Raw genomic sequence first — 19640 nt, 5'->3', positions numbered from 1 at the left:
GATCATGAAGTTGCTAGTTACCGGCGGGGCTGGCTACGTGGGCAGCGTCTGCTCCCAGGTGCTCGTAGAAGCCGGCCACGAGGTCACCATCCTCGATGATTTTTCCACCGGCAACCGCGACGCGATCGCCCCCGGCGCGCGGCTCGTGGAGGGGCGCGTGGACGAGGCGGTCGACGCCGTGTTATCCGAGGGGGGCTTCGAGGGCGTGCTGCATTGCGCCGCCCGCTCCCTCGTCGGCGAGTCGATGGACCGGCCCGCCGAATACTGGCGCGATAACGTGGGCACCTCGCTGAGCTTGCTCGATGCGATGCGCCGCCACCGCGTGACCAACCTCGTCTTTTCCTCCACCGCAGCCACCTATGGTGAACCAAACGCCGTACCCATCACGGAGGACTGCCCCACCGCCCCCACGAACACCTACGGAGCCACCAAGCTCGCTATCGATCACGCCATCACCTCCTATTCCCAGGCGTATGGGCTCGGCGCAACCAGCCTGCGCTACTTCAACGTAGCCGGAGCCTACGGGGACATGGGCGAGCACCGGCAGGTGGAGACTCACCTCATCCCACTCATTTTGGAGGTGGCGATGGGCCAGCGCGAAAAGATCCTCGTTTTCGGTGAGGACTGGCCGACCCCGGACGGTACGGCGGTGCGCGATTACATCCATATCCGCGACCTGGCCCAGGCTCACCTGCTGGCCCTGGAAACCCAGTCTCCCGGTACCCACCGCATATACAACCTCGGTTCGGGGGCCGGTAACTCGGTGCGCGAGGTCATTGCGGCCTGCCGGCGCATCACCGGGCACCCCATCCCCGCGGAGATTTCCCCCCGACGCGCGGGCGATCCGGCGGTGCTGATCGCGTCCTCGGACAAGATCATGCGGGAGTTAGGATGGCGGCCCGAGCATACCGATATCGAGACCATTGTCTCCGACGCCTGGGAGTACACACAGCGGCGCGGTTGACCTCCCGCGCGTTTTATCCTTCGGGGCGTGGTCGCTGCGTTACCGCGTTGAGCATGGTCTGCGCCCCGCACTGCGTCAAGACCGCGTGGAGGAGTCGGCTCAGGTTATGGGTGGGGGCCTCCGCCAGCGCCGTGTACAGGGCGAGGGCTGCCCGCCACGGCCGCCCGCACGCCACGGCGGCGATGGCATAAAGGCAGAGTGCGTTGATCCGCGCCTCTCCTCTGGTATGCCGGGCGGCCTGATGAAGTAAGCGATGGGACTGCTCGGCGTGCTCCACCACGGGATGTACGAGGGCATCGCGCAGCATGGTATGGCTTAAAAAGAAGACCACGTGCGTTTTGTCCCCGAGGCCACGGAGGATGTCTTGGCCCTCTGCCATGAGCTCCGCCAAGAGGCCTGGCTGTCGATCGATCTTCTCCACCAGATGCTGTATTTCTTGCTTATTTACCGGCCAGGGGTCTCCCGAGGGTTGGAAAGAAGCACACGCTTCTTTTCTGCTCAGTGCGGGTAATTCCCCACGATCCACCAGGACCTGCATGGCGGGGGTTGCGGCAATCATTGGGATCATGCCCGCGGGCCATCGGACGCTCCCATTCGATTCTCCCACGCGCATGTAGCGCTGCCCCGTAGCGATCTCGTCGCACCGCCACATGCCCCAGAGAAATAACTGCGGGTGGTGCAGGGCCCGCTGCAAGGCCATCACGGACTCCTCCGAGGGCACGGCGCCAACGAGGAAGACCATGCAGGATCCGGCACCCGCTTCGAGGATCGTGCGCACAGCCGCATCGAGAACATCCGGTGGCACGGGATAGTCTCCCCTCACCACCGGCCCCATCCGATACCGGCTGGCCCGATCATGATCCAATCCCACGAGTACCACCGATTCCTGGGGATAGAAGCCCAATACTGCGGGAATATTGGCCAGAAGGTAGCCGGGAATATTATCCGTGGGACACTTTTCTCCCGGGCCGCTATGCCGATGATATCCGTTCGCAATGCGCCCTGTGCCGTAGCCGCCGTGATCGTGCATACCTTTCGTCATGGTCCCAGCATGGCTGGTGGGGTACCTTGCCCTTGTCCTCGGACTCATCCGCCTGTGGATAATGCTCTTTATCCACAGGCATCTCACCGGCGCGTAGTGCGGACGACGTGAACGCGGTTGGTTACACTGGCGGGAAAAGCCACCTGGCTCCCGCGTTCCGACCTGTACACACCGGACCACGCGCTCGCTCCCAGGCCTCAGACCCGTATGAGCCTCCCGGAGCATAAAGGCGCAGCCTGGAATGAATCCACAGGGTTCTTCGTTGCACGAGGTAGACCAAGAAACAAGGAGGATCATCATGCCGGAAGAACACCGCCATATGTACGAATTGGAATACCCCACGCCGGAGGTGTCCTCGGACGGATCCTCCGGCCCCACGCTTATCGTCGCCCTGCATGGCTACGCGGATGCCGGCCAGGCCGTCAGCGCGAGCGCCGATCATCTGCTGGCCGCGTTAGAAAATCGGCTCCTGGCCTCGTTTAACACCGACGAACTCATCGATTATCGCTCCCGTCGCCCCACCGTGACCATGGAAAACCACGAGGTGACCAAGATAGAGAAATTAGCCCTGGAAATGCGCGTGCTCAGGGATACCAAAGGGCAGCATTTTCTGCTTCTTTCCGGCCCGGAACCGGATTTACGCTGGGATTCCTTTACCCACGCGGTGGCCGGCCTGGTGCGCAAGTACAACGTCAGCCGGGTGGTTTGCCTTTATTCCGCACCCATGATGGTTCCCCATACTCGCCCCCTCGTGGTGTCCGCCCACGGCACGAGCCCCGAGCTCATGCAGGATCTCTTCCACTTCGACGGTTCCGTGATGATGCCGGGTTCTGCAGCCTTGCAGCTGGAATCGGTGCTCGGACAGCAGCACACGGCCGTCGCCGGTTTTACCGCGCACGTCCCCCATTACGTTTCCTCCTCCGCCTATCCGGAGGCCACGTTGAAGCTCCTGCGCTCGGTGGCCCATAACGCCAACCTGGAGCTACCCCTGCAAACGCTGGAACACGACTGGGAACGCGCCGCCCAGCAGCTCACCGAACAGGTCGAAGGCTCCGCGGAGATTCAACACGTGGTCGCGGCCCTGGAACAACAGTACGACGAGGAGGTGGAACAATACCGCACGCGCCATCCCAAGGCCGCCCTACCCGGCGAAGAAGATCTACCCAGCGGCGAAGAAATCGGGCAAGAGTTTGAGCGCTTCCTCGCCAACCTCGACGAAGAGGAATAGGGGCCGGTACCCGCGGGGTCTTCTACTAGGGTGGGAAGAATGAATCTCTCCCACATGCTGCCGGATCTCAGCGAGGTACCCGAGTCACTCTTCGACGAGTCGATCTTTGATTCTTTTACCGCCTGGACCCGGGAGCACGGCATCAGCCTATACCCCGCACAGGAGGAGGCCGCCCTGGGAATCCTCGCGGGCGATAACGTCATTTTGGCCACCCCCACGGGATCGGGAAAATCCATGGTGGCCATCGCCGCCCACTTCATTGCCATGGCCCGGGGGCAGAGGAGCTTTTATACCGCTCCGATCAAGGCCCTGGTCAGCGAAAAGTTCTTTGCGCTATGCGAAATATTCGGTCCCGATAACGTGGGCATGATGACCGGCGATGCCACCGTGAATGGCAACGCCCCCATTATCTGCGCCACCGCGGAAATCGTAGCAAATATCGCACTGCGCGATGGAGCCGCGGCGCGTATAGACCAGGTCATCATGGACGAGTTCCATTACTATTCCGATCCCGAACGCGGCTGGGCCTGGCAGGTCCCGCTCCTCGAATTACCGCAGAGCCAGTTCCTGTTGATGTCCGCCACGCTGGGCAACACCGAATTTTTGCAGAAGGATCTCAGCACGCGGACGGGTCGCACCACCTCCTTGGTCGGCGGGACGACCAGGCCCGTACCCCTCGACTTCTCATACGTATACACACCCATACATGAAACGATCGAGGGGTTACTCTCAGAGGGGAAATACCCCATTTACGTGGTTCACTTCACCCAGCGGGAGGCCGCGGAACGCGCTCAGGCGCTGACCTCCCTGGCGATGTCCACTCCCGAGGACAAGCAGGCTATCGCCGCGGAAATTGGCTCATTCCGCTTCAGCACGGCATTTGGCTCGCAGCTATCCCGACTGTTACGCAAGGGAATCGGCGTACATCACGCCGGAATGCTGCCTAAGTATCGCCGCCTGGTGGAACGCCTTGCCCAAAAAGGCCTACTCAAGGTGATCTGCGGTACCGACACCCTCGGCGTGGGCATCAATGTGCCCATCCGCACCGTGGTGATGACCGGTTTGGCCAAGTTCGATGGCACGCGACAGCGCATCATGAAATCTCGGGAATTTCACCAGATCGCCGGGCGCGCCGGGCGCGCCGGCTTTGACACCGAGGGCACCGTGATCGTTGAGGCTCCCGAGCACGAGATCGAGAATTGGCGCTTGCGCCAGCGCGCGGGCAGCGATCCCAAGAAGCTCAAGAAGCTGCGCAAAAAGCATGCCCGCGAGGGCGAGGTGAGCTGGAGTGAACGCACCTTTGAGAAACTGACCCAGGCCGAGCCCGAGCAGATGACCTCGCAATTCAAGGTGTCCAACTCCATGGTGATTAACCTGGTATCCCGGCCGGGAAACACCTACGACCACTTTGCCCACCTCCTGCGCACCAATCACGATCCCCGGGGCAAACAGAATAAGGACATCGTCACCACCGTGGAACTGGGGCGCGGCCTGCTGCGCGCGGGGATCGTCGAAAAGCACGGTCAGGGCTACCGCCTCACCCGGGAGATGCAGCGAGACTTTGCCCTGAATCAACCGCTTTCCCCCTTCGCTCTGGCCGCGCTCACGCTGCTCGACCCGGAATCGGAGACCTATACCCTCGACATCATCAGCACTTTTGAGGCTATCTTGGACGATCCCCGTCCCATCTTGATCGCTCAACAAAAGGCCGCACGCGGCGAGCGCATCGCCGAACTGAAATCCGACGGCGTGGACTACACCGAACGCATGGCCCTCATCGAAGACATCACCTGGCCGATGCCCTTAGCGGAGGAATTGGAGGACGCCTTTGAGACCTTTTCTCAGGGCGCCCCCTGGGCCCGGGAGTTTAGGCTCAGCCCCAAATCCGTGCTGCGCGATATGATCGAACACGCCATGACCTTTTCCGATCTGGTGGCCACCTATTCCCTGGCTCGATCGGAAGGAGTCGTGTTGCGTTATCTCACCGATGCCTGGCGGACGCTTCAGCACTCCGTGCCCGCGGAATACCACACGGAGGAATTGGAGGACGTCGTCGTGTGGCTGGGCGAGCTTATCCGGCAGGTGGATTCCTCCCTCGTGGACGAGTGGGCGCACATGGCCGACCCCGATGCCCCCGTCTCGCAGGCCGTGGTGGAACAGGAATTGGCGTTCGGGGTGGACGATCCCACCGCGCTCAGCGCAAATCGCCGCGCCTTCACCATCATGGTGCGGAACGCTATGTTCCGGCTCGTGGAACTCTTCGCGCTCGAAAACGAGGAACGGCTGGAACAATTGACCGATTACCTCGACGAGGCTCCCGACTTCCCCGCCGCGATGGACGAGTACTTCGATCAATATGCCGACCTCGATACCGGCCCCTCGGCTCGCGGGCCGGAGTACTTCCTGCTGGAGACCACCGGCCGATCCTGGCGGGTGCGGCAGATCTTGAAGGATCCTGAGGGGGATCGTTCTTTTGCCTACGAGGCCGTGGTGGATCTCGATGCCTCCGATGCGGCCGGGGAGGTGCGGTTTTCCTCGCTGCGAATCGATGCACACTAGTGATGCGTCGGGAGCCTCGATAAGGAGTTATCAATGGCTCCCCGCAGCTGCCATAGGTTAAGGTAATGGACTATGCATCATAAAGAGTATCGGCCGACTCTTGCCCAACTTCGCACCTTCGTCACCATCGCGGACAACAAGCACTTTGGCACCGCCGCAGCGAAGCTGAACATCTCCCAGCCCTCGCTATCCCAGGCCCTCTCCGCCCTGGAAAACGGGATCGGAGTGCAGCTCATCGAGCGCTCCACCCGTCGGGTTATCGTCACGCCCATCGGCGAGCGTCTCCTGCCTTATGCCAAGGCCGCGCTGGACGCCACCGACATCTTCGTGGCGCACTCCCGAGGCTCCTACGGCCAGCTTGCCGGTCCGCTGTCACTGGGCGTTATTCCCACCATCGCCCCGTACCTACTGCCCGCATTGCTTCCCCTGCTCCAGCAGGAATACCCGGAACTCGAACCACGCATCGTGGAGGATCGCACCACGCACCTGCTGGCGATGCTGCGCGATGGGCGCATCGACGCCGCCCTGCTTGCCCTGCCCTCCGAGGCCTCCGGCCTCATCGATCTTCCCCTCTACCAGGAGGAATTCGTGGTGGTGGTACCCGCCTCGCATCACCTGGCCGGGCGCGACGATCTCACGCTCCAGTCCCTGGAGGAGTTGCAGTTGCTGTTACTCAACGATGGCCACTGCCTTCACGATCAGATCGTCAATCTCTGCCGCAGGGCGGATCTCAACCCCAGCGAGGCCGCAAGCGCCGTCACCCAGGCCTCCTCCTTGACCACCATCGCACAGCTGGTGGCCGGGGGGTTGGGTTCAACGTTGATCCCCCTTAGCGCGGTGGAGGCGGAATGCCGACGCCCCGGTCTCAGCACGGCCTCTTTTGCCCCCGGCGTCACTGCGGAGCGACACATCGGTCTGGTGTACCGGGCCTCCAGCTCCCGGGCACCGGAATTCACCAAGCTGGGTGCCACCATCACCCGCGCTTATCGCGCGACCGTACCGCTGCGGCCCTCTCCCCTCGACCGGTTTTAGCCTTCTCTCCCCTATTCGGTGGGAAGGGCACCCTGGCTCGCCTGGCGGAACATGTGGGCGTATACCAAGTAATAGGCGGGCAGCAGGATCACCACGCCCAGGGTGAGGGTAGCGATCATGCCAACAACAATCGCAAGTCCGCCCACAAAGCTAAAGACCAGCAGTGCGAGGTAGTTGCGCTTCCCCGCCTTGAGCCCGAGCACGATCGACTCCTTCACCCCATGACCATCGGCGGCATACCAGTTCCAGAAGACAAAGAATGGGCTGATCAGTATGCTCAGCAGCACAAGCACTCCCATGACACCCAGGATCACCCCGACGTTCGACTCCGCGTTAGCGCTCATCGTCGCGACCACCACGGGGACCACCACGGCGACAATCCCCAGTACACAGAGCAGCGTTTGTACCAGGGAGACGACGAGCACGCGGAGATAGTGCACGTCACGGAAAAAGTCACCCAGCCCGATGCGTTTCTTGTTCACCTGAGCCAGCAGGCCGGTGAGCAAGAACGGCATGATGAAGAACTGAACCATGCTGAGGCCTGCCTCGCTCCATCCGGCGTTCCAGGTCACAGAAGTGTCATCCATCCCCGCCAGGGACATCGCGACGGAGGCACCAGCACCCACCAAAAGAAGAACCAGGCTACCGAGGATCCAGATGTACCAGCTGCGAAAAACCGACTTGAAGCCCCAGGGCACCGCCGCCATCACGTCGATCTTTCCGGTTCCCCGCGCAGGCCGCTCCTGCGCCCATTCCGAAATCTCCTGGGGATACTGAGGGTACTTGTCAAATCCCGGGGAATCCTCCGGGTGCGGCGTAGACGGATAGGTCATAGCAGCTCCTTTTCTTCATTTTTATGTTTTCTTTCCCTGCACCAGGCTATCGCAATCTCTCGCATGACCTCGGAACGGAGGGCAACGTCGAGCCGTCCACAGCCGCGCTCCGCTCGTGCAGATCGTGGAAGGCCTCCCACCGTCCACTGGCACCGACTCGCCGGAGTGGTGAGCGAGGAAGAAAATAAAAAACAGCGCGATATGGATAAAAGCGCTGGCATGGCTATCGCACCATCGCACTTCCCCATCGTTGGCGCGAGGCCACCAATCCCCTAAAATCTGCTGACACCATGAATACTTCCAGTATCCAAGAGCGCATCGCGACCCGCCTCCCCCACGTTCCCCTCGCCCAGGAGCGTTCCCTGCGCCGCCGCTTCCGCGAGGCCACCACCGCCGAGGAGTGGCAGGCCCTTGACCGCGACGTCGAAAGTGGCTGTGCAGAGGTAGCGCGCCGCGCAGCGGCGATCCCGGAGATCTCCTACCCCAACGAGCTTCCGGTGAGCGCCCGCCACGATGACATCGCGGCGGCGATACGAGATCACCAGGTGGTCATCATCGCCGGCGAAACCGGCTCCGGAAAAACCACCCAGATCCCCAAGATCTGCCTAGAATTGGGCTTTGGCCGCCGCGGCATCATCGGTCACACTCAGCCGCGACGATTAGCCGCACGCACCGTGGCCGAGCGCATAGCCGAGGAACTGGGCCAGGACATCGGGCAATCGGTGGGATACGCTATTCGCTTCGACGACCGGGTGGGCCCGGATACCGCCGTCAAGCTCATGACAGACGGCATCCTCCTGGCCGAAATGCAGCGGGATCGCTTCTTCCGGGCTTACGACGTCATTATCATCGACGAGGCCCACGAGCGCTCGCTCAACATCGATTTCCTGCTGGGCTATCTTAAGCGGATACTTCCTCAGCGGCCCGACCTCAAGGTCATCATCACCTCCGCCACCATCGACCCCGAGCGCTTTGCGCGCCACTTTGCCGACGCGCAGGGCAATCCCGCCCCCATCGTGGAGGTCTCCGGCCGGACGTATCCGGTAGAGATTCGCTATCGACCCACCGACGAGGACCCCGATGCCCTGGTGCGCGCCATCGAGGAGCTCATGGCCGAGGGCCCCGGCGACATTCTGTGCTTTTTCCCCAGCGAGCGTGACATCAGAGATGCGATGGAGCTCCTGGAGGCCCAACGCTGGAGCGGCACCCACATCCTTCCGCTCTTTGGTCGGTTGTCTAATCAGGAACAACACCGGGTGTTCTCGCCTCATTCGGGGCGGCGCATTGTGTTATCCACCAATATCGCAGAAACCTCCCTGACCGTTCCCGGCATCCACTACGTGGTGGACACCGGGACCGCCCGCATTTCCCGCTATTCCACCCGCACCAAGGTGCAGCGCCTCCCCATCGAAGCCATCTCCCAGGCCAGCGCCAATCAGCGCTCCGGCCGCTGCGGGCGAGTGGCCGAGGGCGTGGCTATTCGCCTGTACTCCGAGGAAGATTTTCTTTCCCGCCCGGAATTCACCGACCCAGAGATCCTGCGCACCAATCTCGCCAGCGTGATCCTTCAGATGGCTTCCCTGCGCCTAGGCGATATCGCGCAGTTCCCCTTCGTGCAACCGCCGGAGGCCCGCCACATCCGCGACGGCCTCGCCCTCCTGCACGAGCTGGGAGCCATCTCCCCTCCCCGGGCGGGAGCACTGCCCAAGCTCACCCGCATCGGTCGCGACCTGGCGCGCATACCTGTGGATCCCCGGTTGGCCCGGATGCTGGTAGAGGCCCAGCGCCTGGGTTGCCTCCACGAGGTCATCGTGATCGTGGCGGCTTTGACCACTCAGGATATCCGCGAGCGTCCCCTGGATCATCAGGCCCAAGCGGATCAACTGCACGCGCGATTCCGCGATAAAAAGAGCGACTTCCTCAGCTACCTCAAGCTCTGGGAGTATCTGGATCACAAGCGACAGGAGCTCAGCGGCAACGGGCTGCGCCGATTAATGAAAGCCGAGTTCCTGCACTACATGCGCTCGAGGGAATGGCGGGATCTGGTTCGACAACTGCGCGAGGTCTCGCGTCAATTAGGGTGGAACATCCCCGATCCCACCGGAAACGCGGAGGCGATCCATAGCAGCCTGCTCGCCGGCCTGCTCATGAATATTGGGCAACGCGACGGTAATTCCAAGGAATTCCGGGGCACCCGCAACACCAGGTTCATGGTTTTCCCCGGCTCTGCCTTGGCAAAAAAGCCTCCGGAATTTGTGATGGCCGCCGAGCTCGTGGAGACCTCGCGCCTGTGGGCCCGCGACGTGGCCGCCATCGACCCCGCCTGGGTGGAGCGCCTGGCGGGAACCCTGCTCAAGCGCCAATACTCCGACCCCGTGTGGTCGCGCTCACGCGCCACCGCCGTGGTGCAAGAAAAAGCCACCCTCTACGGGGTGACCATCTATGCGGATCGCACCGTGCCCTATCACCGGGTGGATCCCGAGGCCGCGCGCGGTTTGTTTATCCGGCACGCCCTCGTCGAGGGCGACTGGGCCACCCAGCATCGCTTTTTCCATGACAACGCCGCCGCCCTCGCCCAGGCCGCGGAGGTGGAGGACAAGGCCCGGCGCCGCGGCCTGGTAGCCGACGAGGATGTTCTCTACGAATTCTACGAACAGCGCATCCCCGCCTCCATCACCACGGGGGCGCACTTCGATTCCTGGTGGAAGAAGAAACGACGCGCCGACCCCCACGCCCTGACGCTTACCTCCGAAGCACTGCTGCACGATGCGGCCCAGGACATCACCCAGGATCTCTTCCCCGACCACTGGGATCAATTCCGCCTGGAGTATTCCTTTGCCCCCGGCACCAAGGACGACGGGGTGCGCGTGCTCATCCCGGTGCCCATGCTCGCCAGCATCGACCCCGCCCCCTTCCAGTGGCTCGTGCCCGGCATGCGCGTGGAGCTGGTCACCGAACTCATTCGAGGACTACCCAAAGGGCTACGCCGCAGCGTGGTACCCGCCCCCACCTTTGCGGAGCGAGTCGTGCCTCTGCTCGATCCCCGCGAGGACCTGTGCGACTCGCTGGCCGCGGGGCTACGCCGGTTAGGCGGGACGGGAATCGATACCACCGATTTCTCCCTTTCTGCTCTACCCACACACCTGCGCATGACCTTCGCCGCCGTGAATAAGTGTGGAAAAATCATTGATGCAGATAAGGACATCCGCGCGCTTGCACGGCGCCAAGCCACGCAGATACGCTCCTCCATGGACCGCCTCAGCAACTACGCGGAAACGACCTCCGCCGAAGAATGGACCGAGGAGACCCTGGGCACACTGCCGCAGACCGTGCAAACCTCCGTGGACGGTCATTCCGTCACCGCATACCCGACCCTGCAGCTGCGCGGAAAGATCATTTCTGTCGCGGTGCTGCCCACCAAAGCCGCCGCCGATCAGGCCATGTTCACCACTACCTTGACCCTGCTGATGCGCGCAGTCAGCATCAATGCTAAGCAGATGACCAAGGGGCTTGTTTTGCAGCAACGTGTGGCCCTGGAGCACTATCCTCATGGCGGCGTGGAGGGAATCGTGGAGGAGGCTCGGGTAGCCGCCATCCGGGATCTTCTCCTGGCCGCCGGCGGCCCCGTGCGCAGCCCGGAAAAATTTGCCGCGCTACGAGATTCCCTTGTCCCCCAGGTGACCGCCCAGGTACGACGCAGCATTGTCACCATCGCCCCCGCCCTAGTCTCTTACGAGCGTGTGGCCAACGAGCTGAGCCAATGGGAGGGACCCGCGATCGATGACATGCAGGCGGAATTGCACTTCCTCCTGCCGCCCAAGGCGCTCATCGTGCACGGGATGAACCGACTCAAGCACCTTCCGCGGTATCTCCAGGCGATGACCATGCGATTGGCGGAGATGAATCACGACCCGGATAAGGACGCCGCGCGCCAGGAGGAGGTGGATGCGGTGATGACGCGTCTGCGCGCCGTACTGGCCAAGAGGCCTGAGGGAATGGACAAGACCACCCCCGTCAAGGATGTGCTCTGGATGATAGAGGAGTTTCGCGTGAGCCTATTCGCTCAGCGCCTGGGAACCGCCCAACCGGTATCGCGCAAGAGAATCATGCGAGCCATCGACAGACTCTAGACCTCGTGGCTCATCACCCCCTCCCGGCAACGGCGGCGCATGAGGCGAATTTCCTTCTCGAAATCCTCCGCGCAATCGAAGGATTTATACACAGAGGCAAAGCGCAGATAGGCCACCTCGTCAAGTTCTCGCAGGGGCTCCAGGATGGCCAGGCCTATGGCGTTGGCGTTGATCTGCGAGCTACCGTGGCTGCGCACCGTCTCCTCCACCTGTTGGGCTAGGCGCTTAAGGGCGTCGTCGGAGACGGCACGGCCCTGGCAAGCCCGCCGCACACCGGTGATCACCTTTTCTCGGCTAAACGGCTCCGTCACCCCATTGCGCTTGACCACCAACAGGATCGCCTTCTCCACGGTGGTAAAGCGCCCGGAACAGCTGCTGCATTCCCTGCGACGACGAATCGCCGCGCCGGCGTCGATCACCCGGGAATCGATCACTTTGGAATGCGTGTGATGGCAAAAAGGGCAGTACACGGAAAACCATGCCTCCTCGTGGCAAACGGCGAGAAACGTACAGGCCGATTCTATTGCCTCACCACGCCGACGCCGCGGGCACCGGGTGCGCGGGTGATCCCACCTCGGCCGCGGGATCTACGCCCTCATCCGTGAGAAAGACCGCGCCGAGCACCATGCTGAGCCCAAAAGCACCGCCCACCAGATAGGTGGTGATCTGATCCATGCGGCTGCGTCGCGGACATGTTCCCGCCCCTCCACCATCGCTGCGCGCGTAGGCGGGAACGGATCGCCGGCATCCCGAAACAGCTTCATTCGAATGAGTGATCGTTCGAACAGAAACCGGAACCATAGCGAACGACGGGCCAACGCCCATTTCGCGAACATCCACCGGAGAAACGGAAGAAGAGGACATCCGTGCACTTTGAAAGGGGATAAAGGGGGTGCTCATGCCGTTTCCTTTCGGAAGTTTTCACATCATAAATCGAGCGAACACACCCTCGAACACCCTCTCCCCAAGGATAGATCAGATGTTCGATACAGTGCTCGATACCCGTTATAGCATCCCCCCTCGCCTCTGTCTAGTCCCAGGGAAAAATTTTCGAACATCAGTCCCAACGGAGCGCGACCATTGTGTAAAGTGAAAGCATTGGAATCGCACCGGCAAAGGAGTACCGCGCATGCCACGCACCGCCAGCACCCCCGACGCAGACACATCCGCCCCCGACCTCACCTCGCTTTCCGCCCGACAGCGCCGGATCCTCGAGGTCATCCGCGACGCCGTGGTGCTGCGCGGATACCCGCCGAGCATTCGGGAGATCGGCGACGCCGCCGGCCTACAGTCCACTTCCTCCGTGGCCTATCAGCTCAAGGAGCTGGAGAAAAAGGGTTTCCTGCGCCGCGATCCCAATAAGCCTCGCGCGGTAGATGTGCGACACCTACCCGGCGACCCCTCCCCGTCTGCCTCAAGCAAGGGCGCTCCCACCGCAGCCACCCCACCGGAGGCACCTGCCCCCTCCTATGTACCGCTCCTAGGCAGTATCGCCGCCGGCTCGCCCATCCTGGCCGAGGAAAATATCGACGATTACTTCCCCCTTCCCAGCGATATCGTGGGCGAGGGCGAGCTCTACATGCTCAAGGTCTCGGGGGAATCCATGCGCGATGCAGGCATCCTGGACGGCGATTGGATCGTCGTACGCTCCCAACCGGTGGCCGAGGAGGGGGAATTTGTTGCCGCCCTCATCGAGGGCGAGGCCACCGTCAAGGAGTTCCATCGAGATTCCACCGGCGTATGGCTCCTGCCCCATAACGAGGCCTTTGACCCCATCGACGGCAGCCACGCCCAGATCATGGGCAAGGTGGTATCGGTCATGCGAAAGCTATAGGCATCATCGCCCCCAGAAAGGGGTAGCATCCCATCGACACCCCGCCTTTCCCACTTTCTGACCTCCGCTTTTAGCCCGAGCCAACACGAGATCAATCAATCCCACAAACCAAATGTGGTTTTTGTGGAACAATGGTAAGCGTTTGAAGGCTAGAAGCCCCGGATCAAGCCGGATCGGAAAGGAATAACCGCCATGTACGCAGAGGAGCGTCGGCGTCAGATCGCCGCGCAAACTGCCGTTGAAGGCAGGGTGAACGTGACGGAGCTCTCCCGAAAATTCGACGTCACGGCCGAGACGATTCGGCGCGACCTCGCGGTACTCGATCGGGAGGGAATCGTCCACCGCGTCCACGGCGGCGCCGTGGCCACGCAGTCTTTCCAAACAACAGAGCTATCCCTGGATGCCCGTCTACGCTCGGCTCCCAACGCTAAATCCGCCATTGCCCGGGCGGCGCTCAATTTCCTTCCCGAGACCCCGGGCGGCGGGTTATTCCTGGATGCAGGCACCACCGTCACCGCCTTGGCGGATTTGATCGCCGATACCCCCCAGGCCAATCAATGGTCCATCGTGACCAACAGCCTGCCCATCGCACTGAACATGGCAAACAAAGGACTCAGCGAGATTCAGCTACTTGGCGGCTCCGTCCGGGCCATCACACAGGCCGTGGTGGGCGATACCGCGCTGCGCACCCTGGCGCTCATGCGCGCGGACGTGGCTTTCATCGGCACCAACGCCCTGACCCTCGATCACGGGCTCTCCACGGCGGATGCGCAGGAGGCGGCCATCAAATCCGCGATGGTGACCAATGCCCGCCGCGTGGTGGTGTTGTGCGATTCCAGCAAGATCGGCAACGACTACCTGGTGAGTTTTGCCGCTATCGACAACGTCGATGTGGTCATCACCGATAGCAACGCCCCCGCATCCTACGTACAGAGCCTGCGCGACCGCGACATCGAGGTGGTTATGGCTCCCTAAGGTCGGCGCGGCACCTCCGCCGCACCTCCATGAGGCCCTTCCCTCACCTGGCTAGGACTAATCGAACCGCCTCACGCGCCTCGAAGGCGCCCTCGGAGGCCAGGGCCGCCGCAGCGGCGACCTCGCATTCCTCGAAAGTCACCTCCGCGAGTTGGGCCCCCACCCCGGCCACCGCTGTGGAGGCCGCGGACAGCGAATGAACGCCCAGACCGGCGAGCACACAGGCAAGCATCGGGTCGGCGGCCGCCTCACCGCATACGCCCACGGCGGTATTCGTGTCGCGCCCCACCACGCAGGTGTGCTGAATGAGCCGAAGCACCGCGGGCTGCCAGGGGTCGGTCAGGTAGGCCAGCTGGGAGGAAAGCCGATCGGCCGCCATCGTGTACTGCGTGAGGTCGTTCGTGCCGATAGAGACGAAGTCCAGGTGCGGCATGATCTTATCCGCCATGAGGGCCGCGGCGGGCACCTCGATCATCGCCCCCGGCGTCAGGCCACGCTCCTTGCATAGGGAGGCAAACCATTCCGCTTCCCGCGCCGTGGATACCATCGGGGCCATCACCCAGGTGGGGGCCTGCTCGCCGCGCCCCTCGGCGGCCTGTGCGATCGCGTCGAGCTGCCGGGTCAGCAGCGCCTCATTATCCCGCGCGATGCGCAGCCCGCGCACCCCCAGAGCCGGGTTTTCCTCCTCGCTCATGTTCGCGTAGGCGATCGGCTTATCCGATCCGGCATCGAGGGTGCGCACCACAACCTTGGACTCCGGGAAAGCGGAGAACACCTTGCCGTACAGCGCTGCCTGCTCCTCTACCGAGGGCTCCTCGGTGGCGGACAGGAAGCTCATCTCCGTGCGGTACAGGCCGATCCCCTCCGCCTGAGTGTCGGCGGCAATCCGAGCGGCATGGGCGTCCTGCACGTTGGCGAGCAGCTGTACCCGGTAGCCATCCTTGGTAACGGCGGGACCGGTCCACCGGGCGATCGCGGCCGCCCTCTCCTGGGATTCACACACCATGCGCTGGGCCTCCTGCGGATCCGCACCGGTGCGCACAAGCCCCAGGGAACCATCGATGAGCACCCGCTCCCCCGCCGTGACATCGCGGATCGCGGCACCCGCGGCCACGATGCACGGCAGATTGAGCTGCCGGGCGATAATGGCCGTGTGGCTGGTGGGTCCGCCAAGCTCGGTCACCAAACCGCGATAATGCTTCACATCCAGGCCCGCGGTATCGGCCGGGGAAAGGTCATCGGCAAAGAGGATCGCCTCGCCCTCGATCGCGGGAAGGCCGGGTTCTTCTTCCCCCCGCAGCTGGGCGATCACCCGGTCGCGAATATCTCGCAGATCGGTGGTGCGCTCGGCCATCACCCCACCCGCGGCGTTGAACATGGCGACGAACTTGGCCGTGGCCTCCATCGTGGCCACGGCGGCATCCATGCCCGATCGGACATTCTTGCGCACGGCCTTGCGCCATCCCCGGTCGCGTACCATGCCAGCGGTGGCACCGAGCACCTCCGCCGCGACCCCCTCGGCGCGGGCCGCCCGCTCGTCGAGGCGGCGCGCCACGGTCTCGGCCGCCTCCACAAACCTCTCGTATTCCGCCTCCCGTTCCCCCTCGGGAAGGGTGGTGCCGCCGGTGGGGAGCTCGGGCCGGGGACGCACCCACACCACGTCCGCGTAGGCGATGCCCGCCACCACGCCGGTCCCTTTGATGGTGAGGTGGGCAGAAGCGTTATTTCCAGAACCTTCGGTCATGCGCACCACTCTAGCCGGGGGCGCACCCGCCGCGCCACAGCAATGTGTCCGAACAAACCCCATATTCTCCCGAGCAGACATATGATCTCTTGACTTTTCGGACATAAAGGGAAAGGATTAAAGCATAACCAAACATAGACAGTGACCCTCCTCTCTCAGCAGCCAAGCGTCAAGGAACCACCGTGATCCTCACTCTCACCCCCAACCCCAGCGTCGATGCCACCTTGATCCTCCCCGAACCGCTTTCCCCCGGGGCCGTGCACAGACTCAGCACGCTCCACTACGTCGCCGGGGGCAAGGGCGTCAATGTTGCCCACGCGATCCATCTCGCCCATCGCCCCACCCTGGCGCTCTTCCCCGCCGCACCCACCGATCCCTTTGTCGATCTAGCCACCCGGGAGGGCATCCCCCACCGCGCGATTCCCATGCAGGAGCCGGTGCGCACCAACACCACTATCACGCAGCCTGATGGCACCACCACCAAGCTCAACGGACCCGGCCCTCGAATCGATGCGGCCGTGCGCGACCTCATGGCCGATACCCTGATCACCGTGGCCAAGCAGGACAACGTCCCATGGATAGCGCTGGCAGGCTCCCTTCCCCCCGGGCTGCCCGTCGGCTGGTACGGAGACCTCGTGGCGCACCTGCGGGCAGAGGTTCCCCGCGCCCGCATCGCCGTGGATACCTCGGATGCGGCCATGATCGCCCTCGGCCACAGCTTCGACCGCGCCGCCCCACACCTCATCAAGCCCAACGGACTGGAGCTGGGCCAGCTCGTCGGCTGCGATGGGCTGGAGCTAGAAAAACAGGCGGAAGAAGGACACTTCGAACCCGTGGTGGATGCCGCGCGATCCATCGTCGCCCGCGGCGTGGAATCCGTGCTGGTCACCCTCGGCGGGGCGGGGGCAGCCCTCGTGACGGCCCAGGGCGCGTGGATCGCCGCCGCCCCGCCCACCACCGTGGTCTCCACCGTGGGGGCGGGCGATAGCGCCCTGGCGGGCTACCTCCTGGCCGCCAGCACACAAGCGACCCCCGAGCAGCGCCTGCGCCATGCCGTGGCCTACGGAAGCGCCGCCACCGCACTGCCCGGCACTACCCTGCCCCGTCCGGAACAAGCCGATCTTAGCCGAACGCGCGTCACGGCCCTTGCTTCCGAGGCCTGAACCCACCCATATAACTCGATAGTCAGAAAGGAATCCCCGATGAACGCCCCTCTCATCACCACCGATCTTGTGGGCCTGGACATCGATGCCGGCACCAAACCCGCCACCGTCATCGAGCACCTGGCCCGGCTCGTCTCGGGTGCGGGACGAGCCACCGACCCCGCCGTGCTCGCCCACGACGCCCGCACCCGCGAGGAGAAATCCGGCACCGGCGTTCCCGGCGGCGTGGCCATTCCGCACTGCCGCTCCGCGGCCGTCACCGAACCGACGCTCGCCTTCGCCCGACTGCACCACCCCGTGGATTTTTCCGGCCCCGACGGCCCCGCTTCCCTGGTTTTCCTCATCGCCGCCCCCGATGGTGGGGGCAAAGAACACCTCAAGATCCTCTCCAAGCTCGCCCGGGCCCTCGTACGCCCGGATTTCCTTGAGGGGCTGCGCGGAGCGGGCAGCGCCGAGGAGATCGTCGCGCTCGTCACCGAGGTCATCCAGGCCGCGCCGAGGAAAAAGAAACCCACCGAGGAAACTGGAGCCTCGGATTCCGTCGCCTCCAGCACCAGACGCACTCGGATCGTGGCCGTGACCGCCTGCCCCACGGGCATCGCCCACACCTACATGGCCGCCGACGCCCTCACCCACACCGCCGATGCCCGCCCGGACATCGAGCTTTCCGTGGAACCGCAGGGCTCTTCTGCCGTCACCCCCCTACCGGCCGCCACCATCGAGGCCGCCGACGCCGTCATCTTCGCCACCGACGTAGGCGTCAAAGATCGGGAGCGTTTTGCCGGCAAGCCCGTGATCGAGTCAGGCGTTAAGCGCGCCATCAACGAACCGGGCGTCATGCTCGACGAGGCGGTGGCCGCCGCGACCGATCCCGGCTCCCTGCGCGTGGCCGGCGATCCCGCCGCGGCGCCGGAAGGCCACGAGGCCACCCCCGCCCAGGGCTCAAGCCTGAGTTGGGGCAAGCGCATCCAGCAGGCCGTAATGACCGGCGTTTCCTACATGGTGCCCTTCGTGGCCGCCGGTGGCCTGCTGCTCGCCCTGGGCTACCTCCTCGGCGGCCGCGCCGTAGGAGACTACTGGCAGGTGCTGGTCACCGAGTACTCCCTGACCAACCTGCCGGATCAGGCGGCCATGATCAACGGCCAGCTCGTGGCCTTTGACCAGGCGGGGCTGCCCCTTTACCTAGCCGCCGTGTTCTTTGCTACCGGCCAGGCTGCGATGGGATTCGTGGTGGCCGCGCTCTCCGGCTACATCGCCTACGCCCTAGCCAACCGCCCCGGCATCGCCCCCGGTTTCGTGGGTGGTGCCCTCTCGGTGGCCCTGGGAGCGGGGTTCATCGGCGGGCTGGTCACGGGTATTCTCGCCGGACTGATCGCCATGTGGATCGGCTCGTGGCGGGTGCCCCGCTGGGTGGCCTCCCTCATGCCCGTGGTCATCATCCCGCTGCTGAGCTCCATGATCGTGGGTCTGGCCATGTTCCTGCTGCTCGGCAAGCCTCTCGAGGCGATCATGACGGGACTCCAGGACTGGCTCAACTCGATGTCCGGCTCCTCCGCCGTATTGCTGGGAGTGATCCTTGGACTGATGATGTGTTTCGACCTCGGCGGGCCGGTGAATAAGGCTGCCTACCTCTTCGCCACGGCGGGCCTATCCACCGGCGACGAGTCCTCCATGACGATCATGGCCGCCGTCATGGCCTCGGGCATGGTTCCGCCCATCGCGCTCTCCCTAGCCACCTTCTTACGCTCCAGCCTGTTTACCCCGGTGGAGCGGGAAAACGGCAAGTCCTCCTGGCTCCTGGGCCTCTCCTTCGTCTCCGAAGGTGCGATCCCCTTCGCCGCCGCCGACCCGCTGCGCGTCATCCCCTCCATGATGGCTGGCGGGGCCGTCACCGGCGCGTTGAGCATGGCCTTTGGCGTGACGGCCAGCGCACCGCACGGCGGCATCTTCGTCCTTCCCGCTATCTCCCCCGCCGCGGGATGGGTGCTCTCCCTGGCCGCCGGGATCGCGGTATCCACCGTGGCCGTCCTGGCGATGAAGCAGCTGTGGCCCACTAAGGCCGTCGCCGAGAACACCGCCGCACGCCAGATCGCCGAACCTGGCACCGCGGACCCCGCACGCCTAAAATAGGTTACT

14 protein-coding genes are annotated in these 19640 nt (G+C 63.7%); 9 read left to right on the top strand and 5 right to left on the bottom strand.

Going from position 1 to position 19640, the window contains the following annotated elements; all coding sequences use genetic code 11:
- Positions 1–4: 4 nt before the first annotated feature.
- Positions 5–964 (top strand): UDP-glucose 4-epimerase GalE, encoded by a 960-nt coding sequence (gene galE, locus H7347_RS02240; RefSeq protein ID WP_152820862.1) that lies wholly within the window; start codon positions 5–7, stop codon positions 962–964.
- Between the two features lie 13 nt (positions 965–977).
- Here galE and H7347_RS02235 read toward each other — a convergent pair whose 3' ends face one another.
- Complete coding sequence (locus H7347_RS02235) at positions 978–2006, bottom strand: DUF4192 domain-containing protein (RefSeq protein WP_186337123.1); 1029 nt, start codon at positions 2004–2006, stop codon at positions 978–980.
- A gap of 298 nt (positions 2007–2304) precedes the next feature.
- On the opposite strand from H7347_RS02235, the gene H7347_RS02230 reads away from it, so the two are divergent.
- From H7347_RS02230 to H7347_RS02220, 3 genes are all read left to right on the top strand, one after another.
- Positions 2305–3234 carry a PAC2 family protein gene (locus H7347_RS02230; protein WP_152820858.1) on the top strand — a complete coding sequence of 310 codons (930 nt, stop codon included), beginning with the start codon at positions 2305–2307 and terminating at the stop codon, positions 3232–3234.
- 39 nt (positions 3235–3273) lie between these two features.
- Positions 3274–5793: an RNA helicase gene (locus H7347_RS02225; RefSeq protein WP_152820856.1), complete on the top strand. Its 2520-nt coding sequence runs from the start codon at positions 3274–3276 to the stop codon at positions 5791–5793.
- Positions 5794–5865: 72 nt separating this feature from the next.
- Positions 5866–6825, top strand: a complete 960-nt coding sequence (locus tag H7347_RS02220) for a hydrogen peroxide-inducible genes activator (RefSeq protein ID WP_152820854.1) — start codon at positions 5866–5868, stop codon at positions 6823–6825.
- 11 nt (positions 6826–6836) lie between these two features.
- On the opposite strand, the gene H7347_RS02215 is transcribed toward H7347_RS02220, so the two are convergent.
- Complete coding sequence (locus H7347_RS02215) at positions 6837–7658, bottom strand: hypothetical protein (protein WP_152820852.1); 822 nt, start codon at positions 7656–7658, stop codon at positions 6837–6839.
- Positions 7659–7948: 290 nt separating this feature from the next.
- Here H7347_RS02215 and hrpA point away from each other — a divergent pair, with 290 nt between their 5' ends.
- The gene (hrpA, locus tag H7347_RS02210; RefSeq protein WP_152820850.1) at positions 7949–11788 is read left to right on the top strand and encodes an ATP-dependent RNA helicase HrpA; all 3840 of its coding nucleotides are present in this window, start codon (positions 7949–7951) and stop codon (positions 11786–11788) included.
- On the opposite strand, the gene nrdR is transcribed toward hrpA, so the two are convergent.
- A complete protein-coding gene (nrdR, locus tag H7347_RS02205; protein ID WP_186337122.1) occupies positions 11785–12258 on the bottom strand; it encodes a transcriptional regulator NrdR in 474 nt (157 codons plus the stop codon). The genes hrpA and nrdR overlap by 4 nt on opposite strands.
- Positions 12259–12316: 58 nt before the next feature.
- Complete coding sequence (locus H7347_RS02200) at positions 12317–12463, bottom strand: hypothetical protein (protein WP_186337121.1); 147 nt, start codon at positions 12461–12463, stop codon at positions 12317–12319.
- A 454-nt stretch (positions 12464–12917) separates the two neighbouring features.
- Here H7347_RS02200 and lexA point away from each other — a divergent pair, with 454 nt between their 5' ends.
- Positions 12918–13622: a transcriptional repressor LexA gene (lexA, locus tag H7347_RS02195; protein WP_152820848.1), complete on the top strand. Its 705-nt coding sequence runs from the start codon at positions 12918–12920 to the stop codon at positions 13620–13622.
- A gap of 192 nt (positions 13623–13814) precedes the next feature.
- The gene (locus H7347_RS02190) at positions 13815–14597 is read left to right on the top strand and encodes a DeoR/GlpR family DNA-binding transcription regulator (RefSeq protein ID WP_152820846.1); all 783 of its coding nucleotides are present in this window, start codon (positions 13815–13817) and stop codon (positions 14595–14597) included.
- Between the two features lie 43 nt (positions 14598–14640).
- On the opposite strand, the gene ptsP is transcribed toward H7347_RS02190, so the two are convergent.
- Entirely contained in the window at positions 14641–16341 is a 1701-nt protein-coding gene (gene ptsP, locus H7347_RS02185; RefSeq protein ID WP_152820844.1) for a phosphoenolpyruvate--protein phosphotransferase, read from the bottom strand.
- A 182-nt stretch (positions 16342–16523) separates the two neighbouring features.
- Between ptsP and H7347_RS02180 the strand changes: the two genes are divergently transcribed.
- On the top strand, positions 16524–17504 hold the full coding sequence (locus H7347_RS02180; protein WP_186337120.1) for a 1-phosphofructokinase family hexose kinase: 981 nt from the start codon (positions 16524–16526) through the stop codon (positions 17502–17504).
- Between the two features lie 39 nt (positions 17505–17543).
- The gene (locus H7347_RS02175) at positions 17544–19634 is read left to right on the top strand and encodes a fructose-specific PTS transporter subunit EIIC (protein ID WP_152820842.1); all 2091 of its coding nucleotides are present in this window, start codon (positions 17544–17546) and stop codon (positions 19632–19634) included.
- Positions 19635–19640: the final 6 nt, after the last annotated feature.

Origin of the sequence: Corynebacterium sp. zg-331 (assembly GCF_014267345.1) — a bacterium.
Lineage (GTDB): Bacteria > Actinomycetota > Actinomycetes > Mycobacteriales > Mycobacteriaceae > Corynebacterium.
The sequence above is the reverse complement of the archived record's forward strand: the minus strand, read 5'-3'. Positions and strand labels throughout refer to the sequence as shown.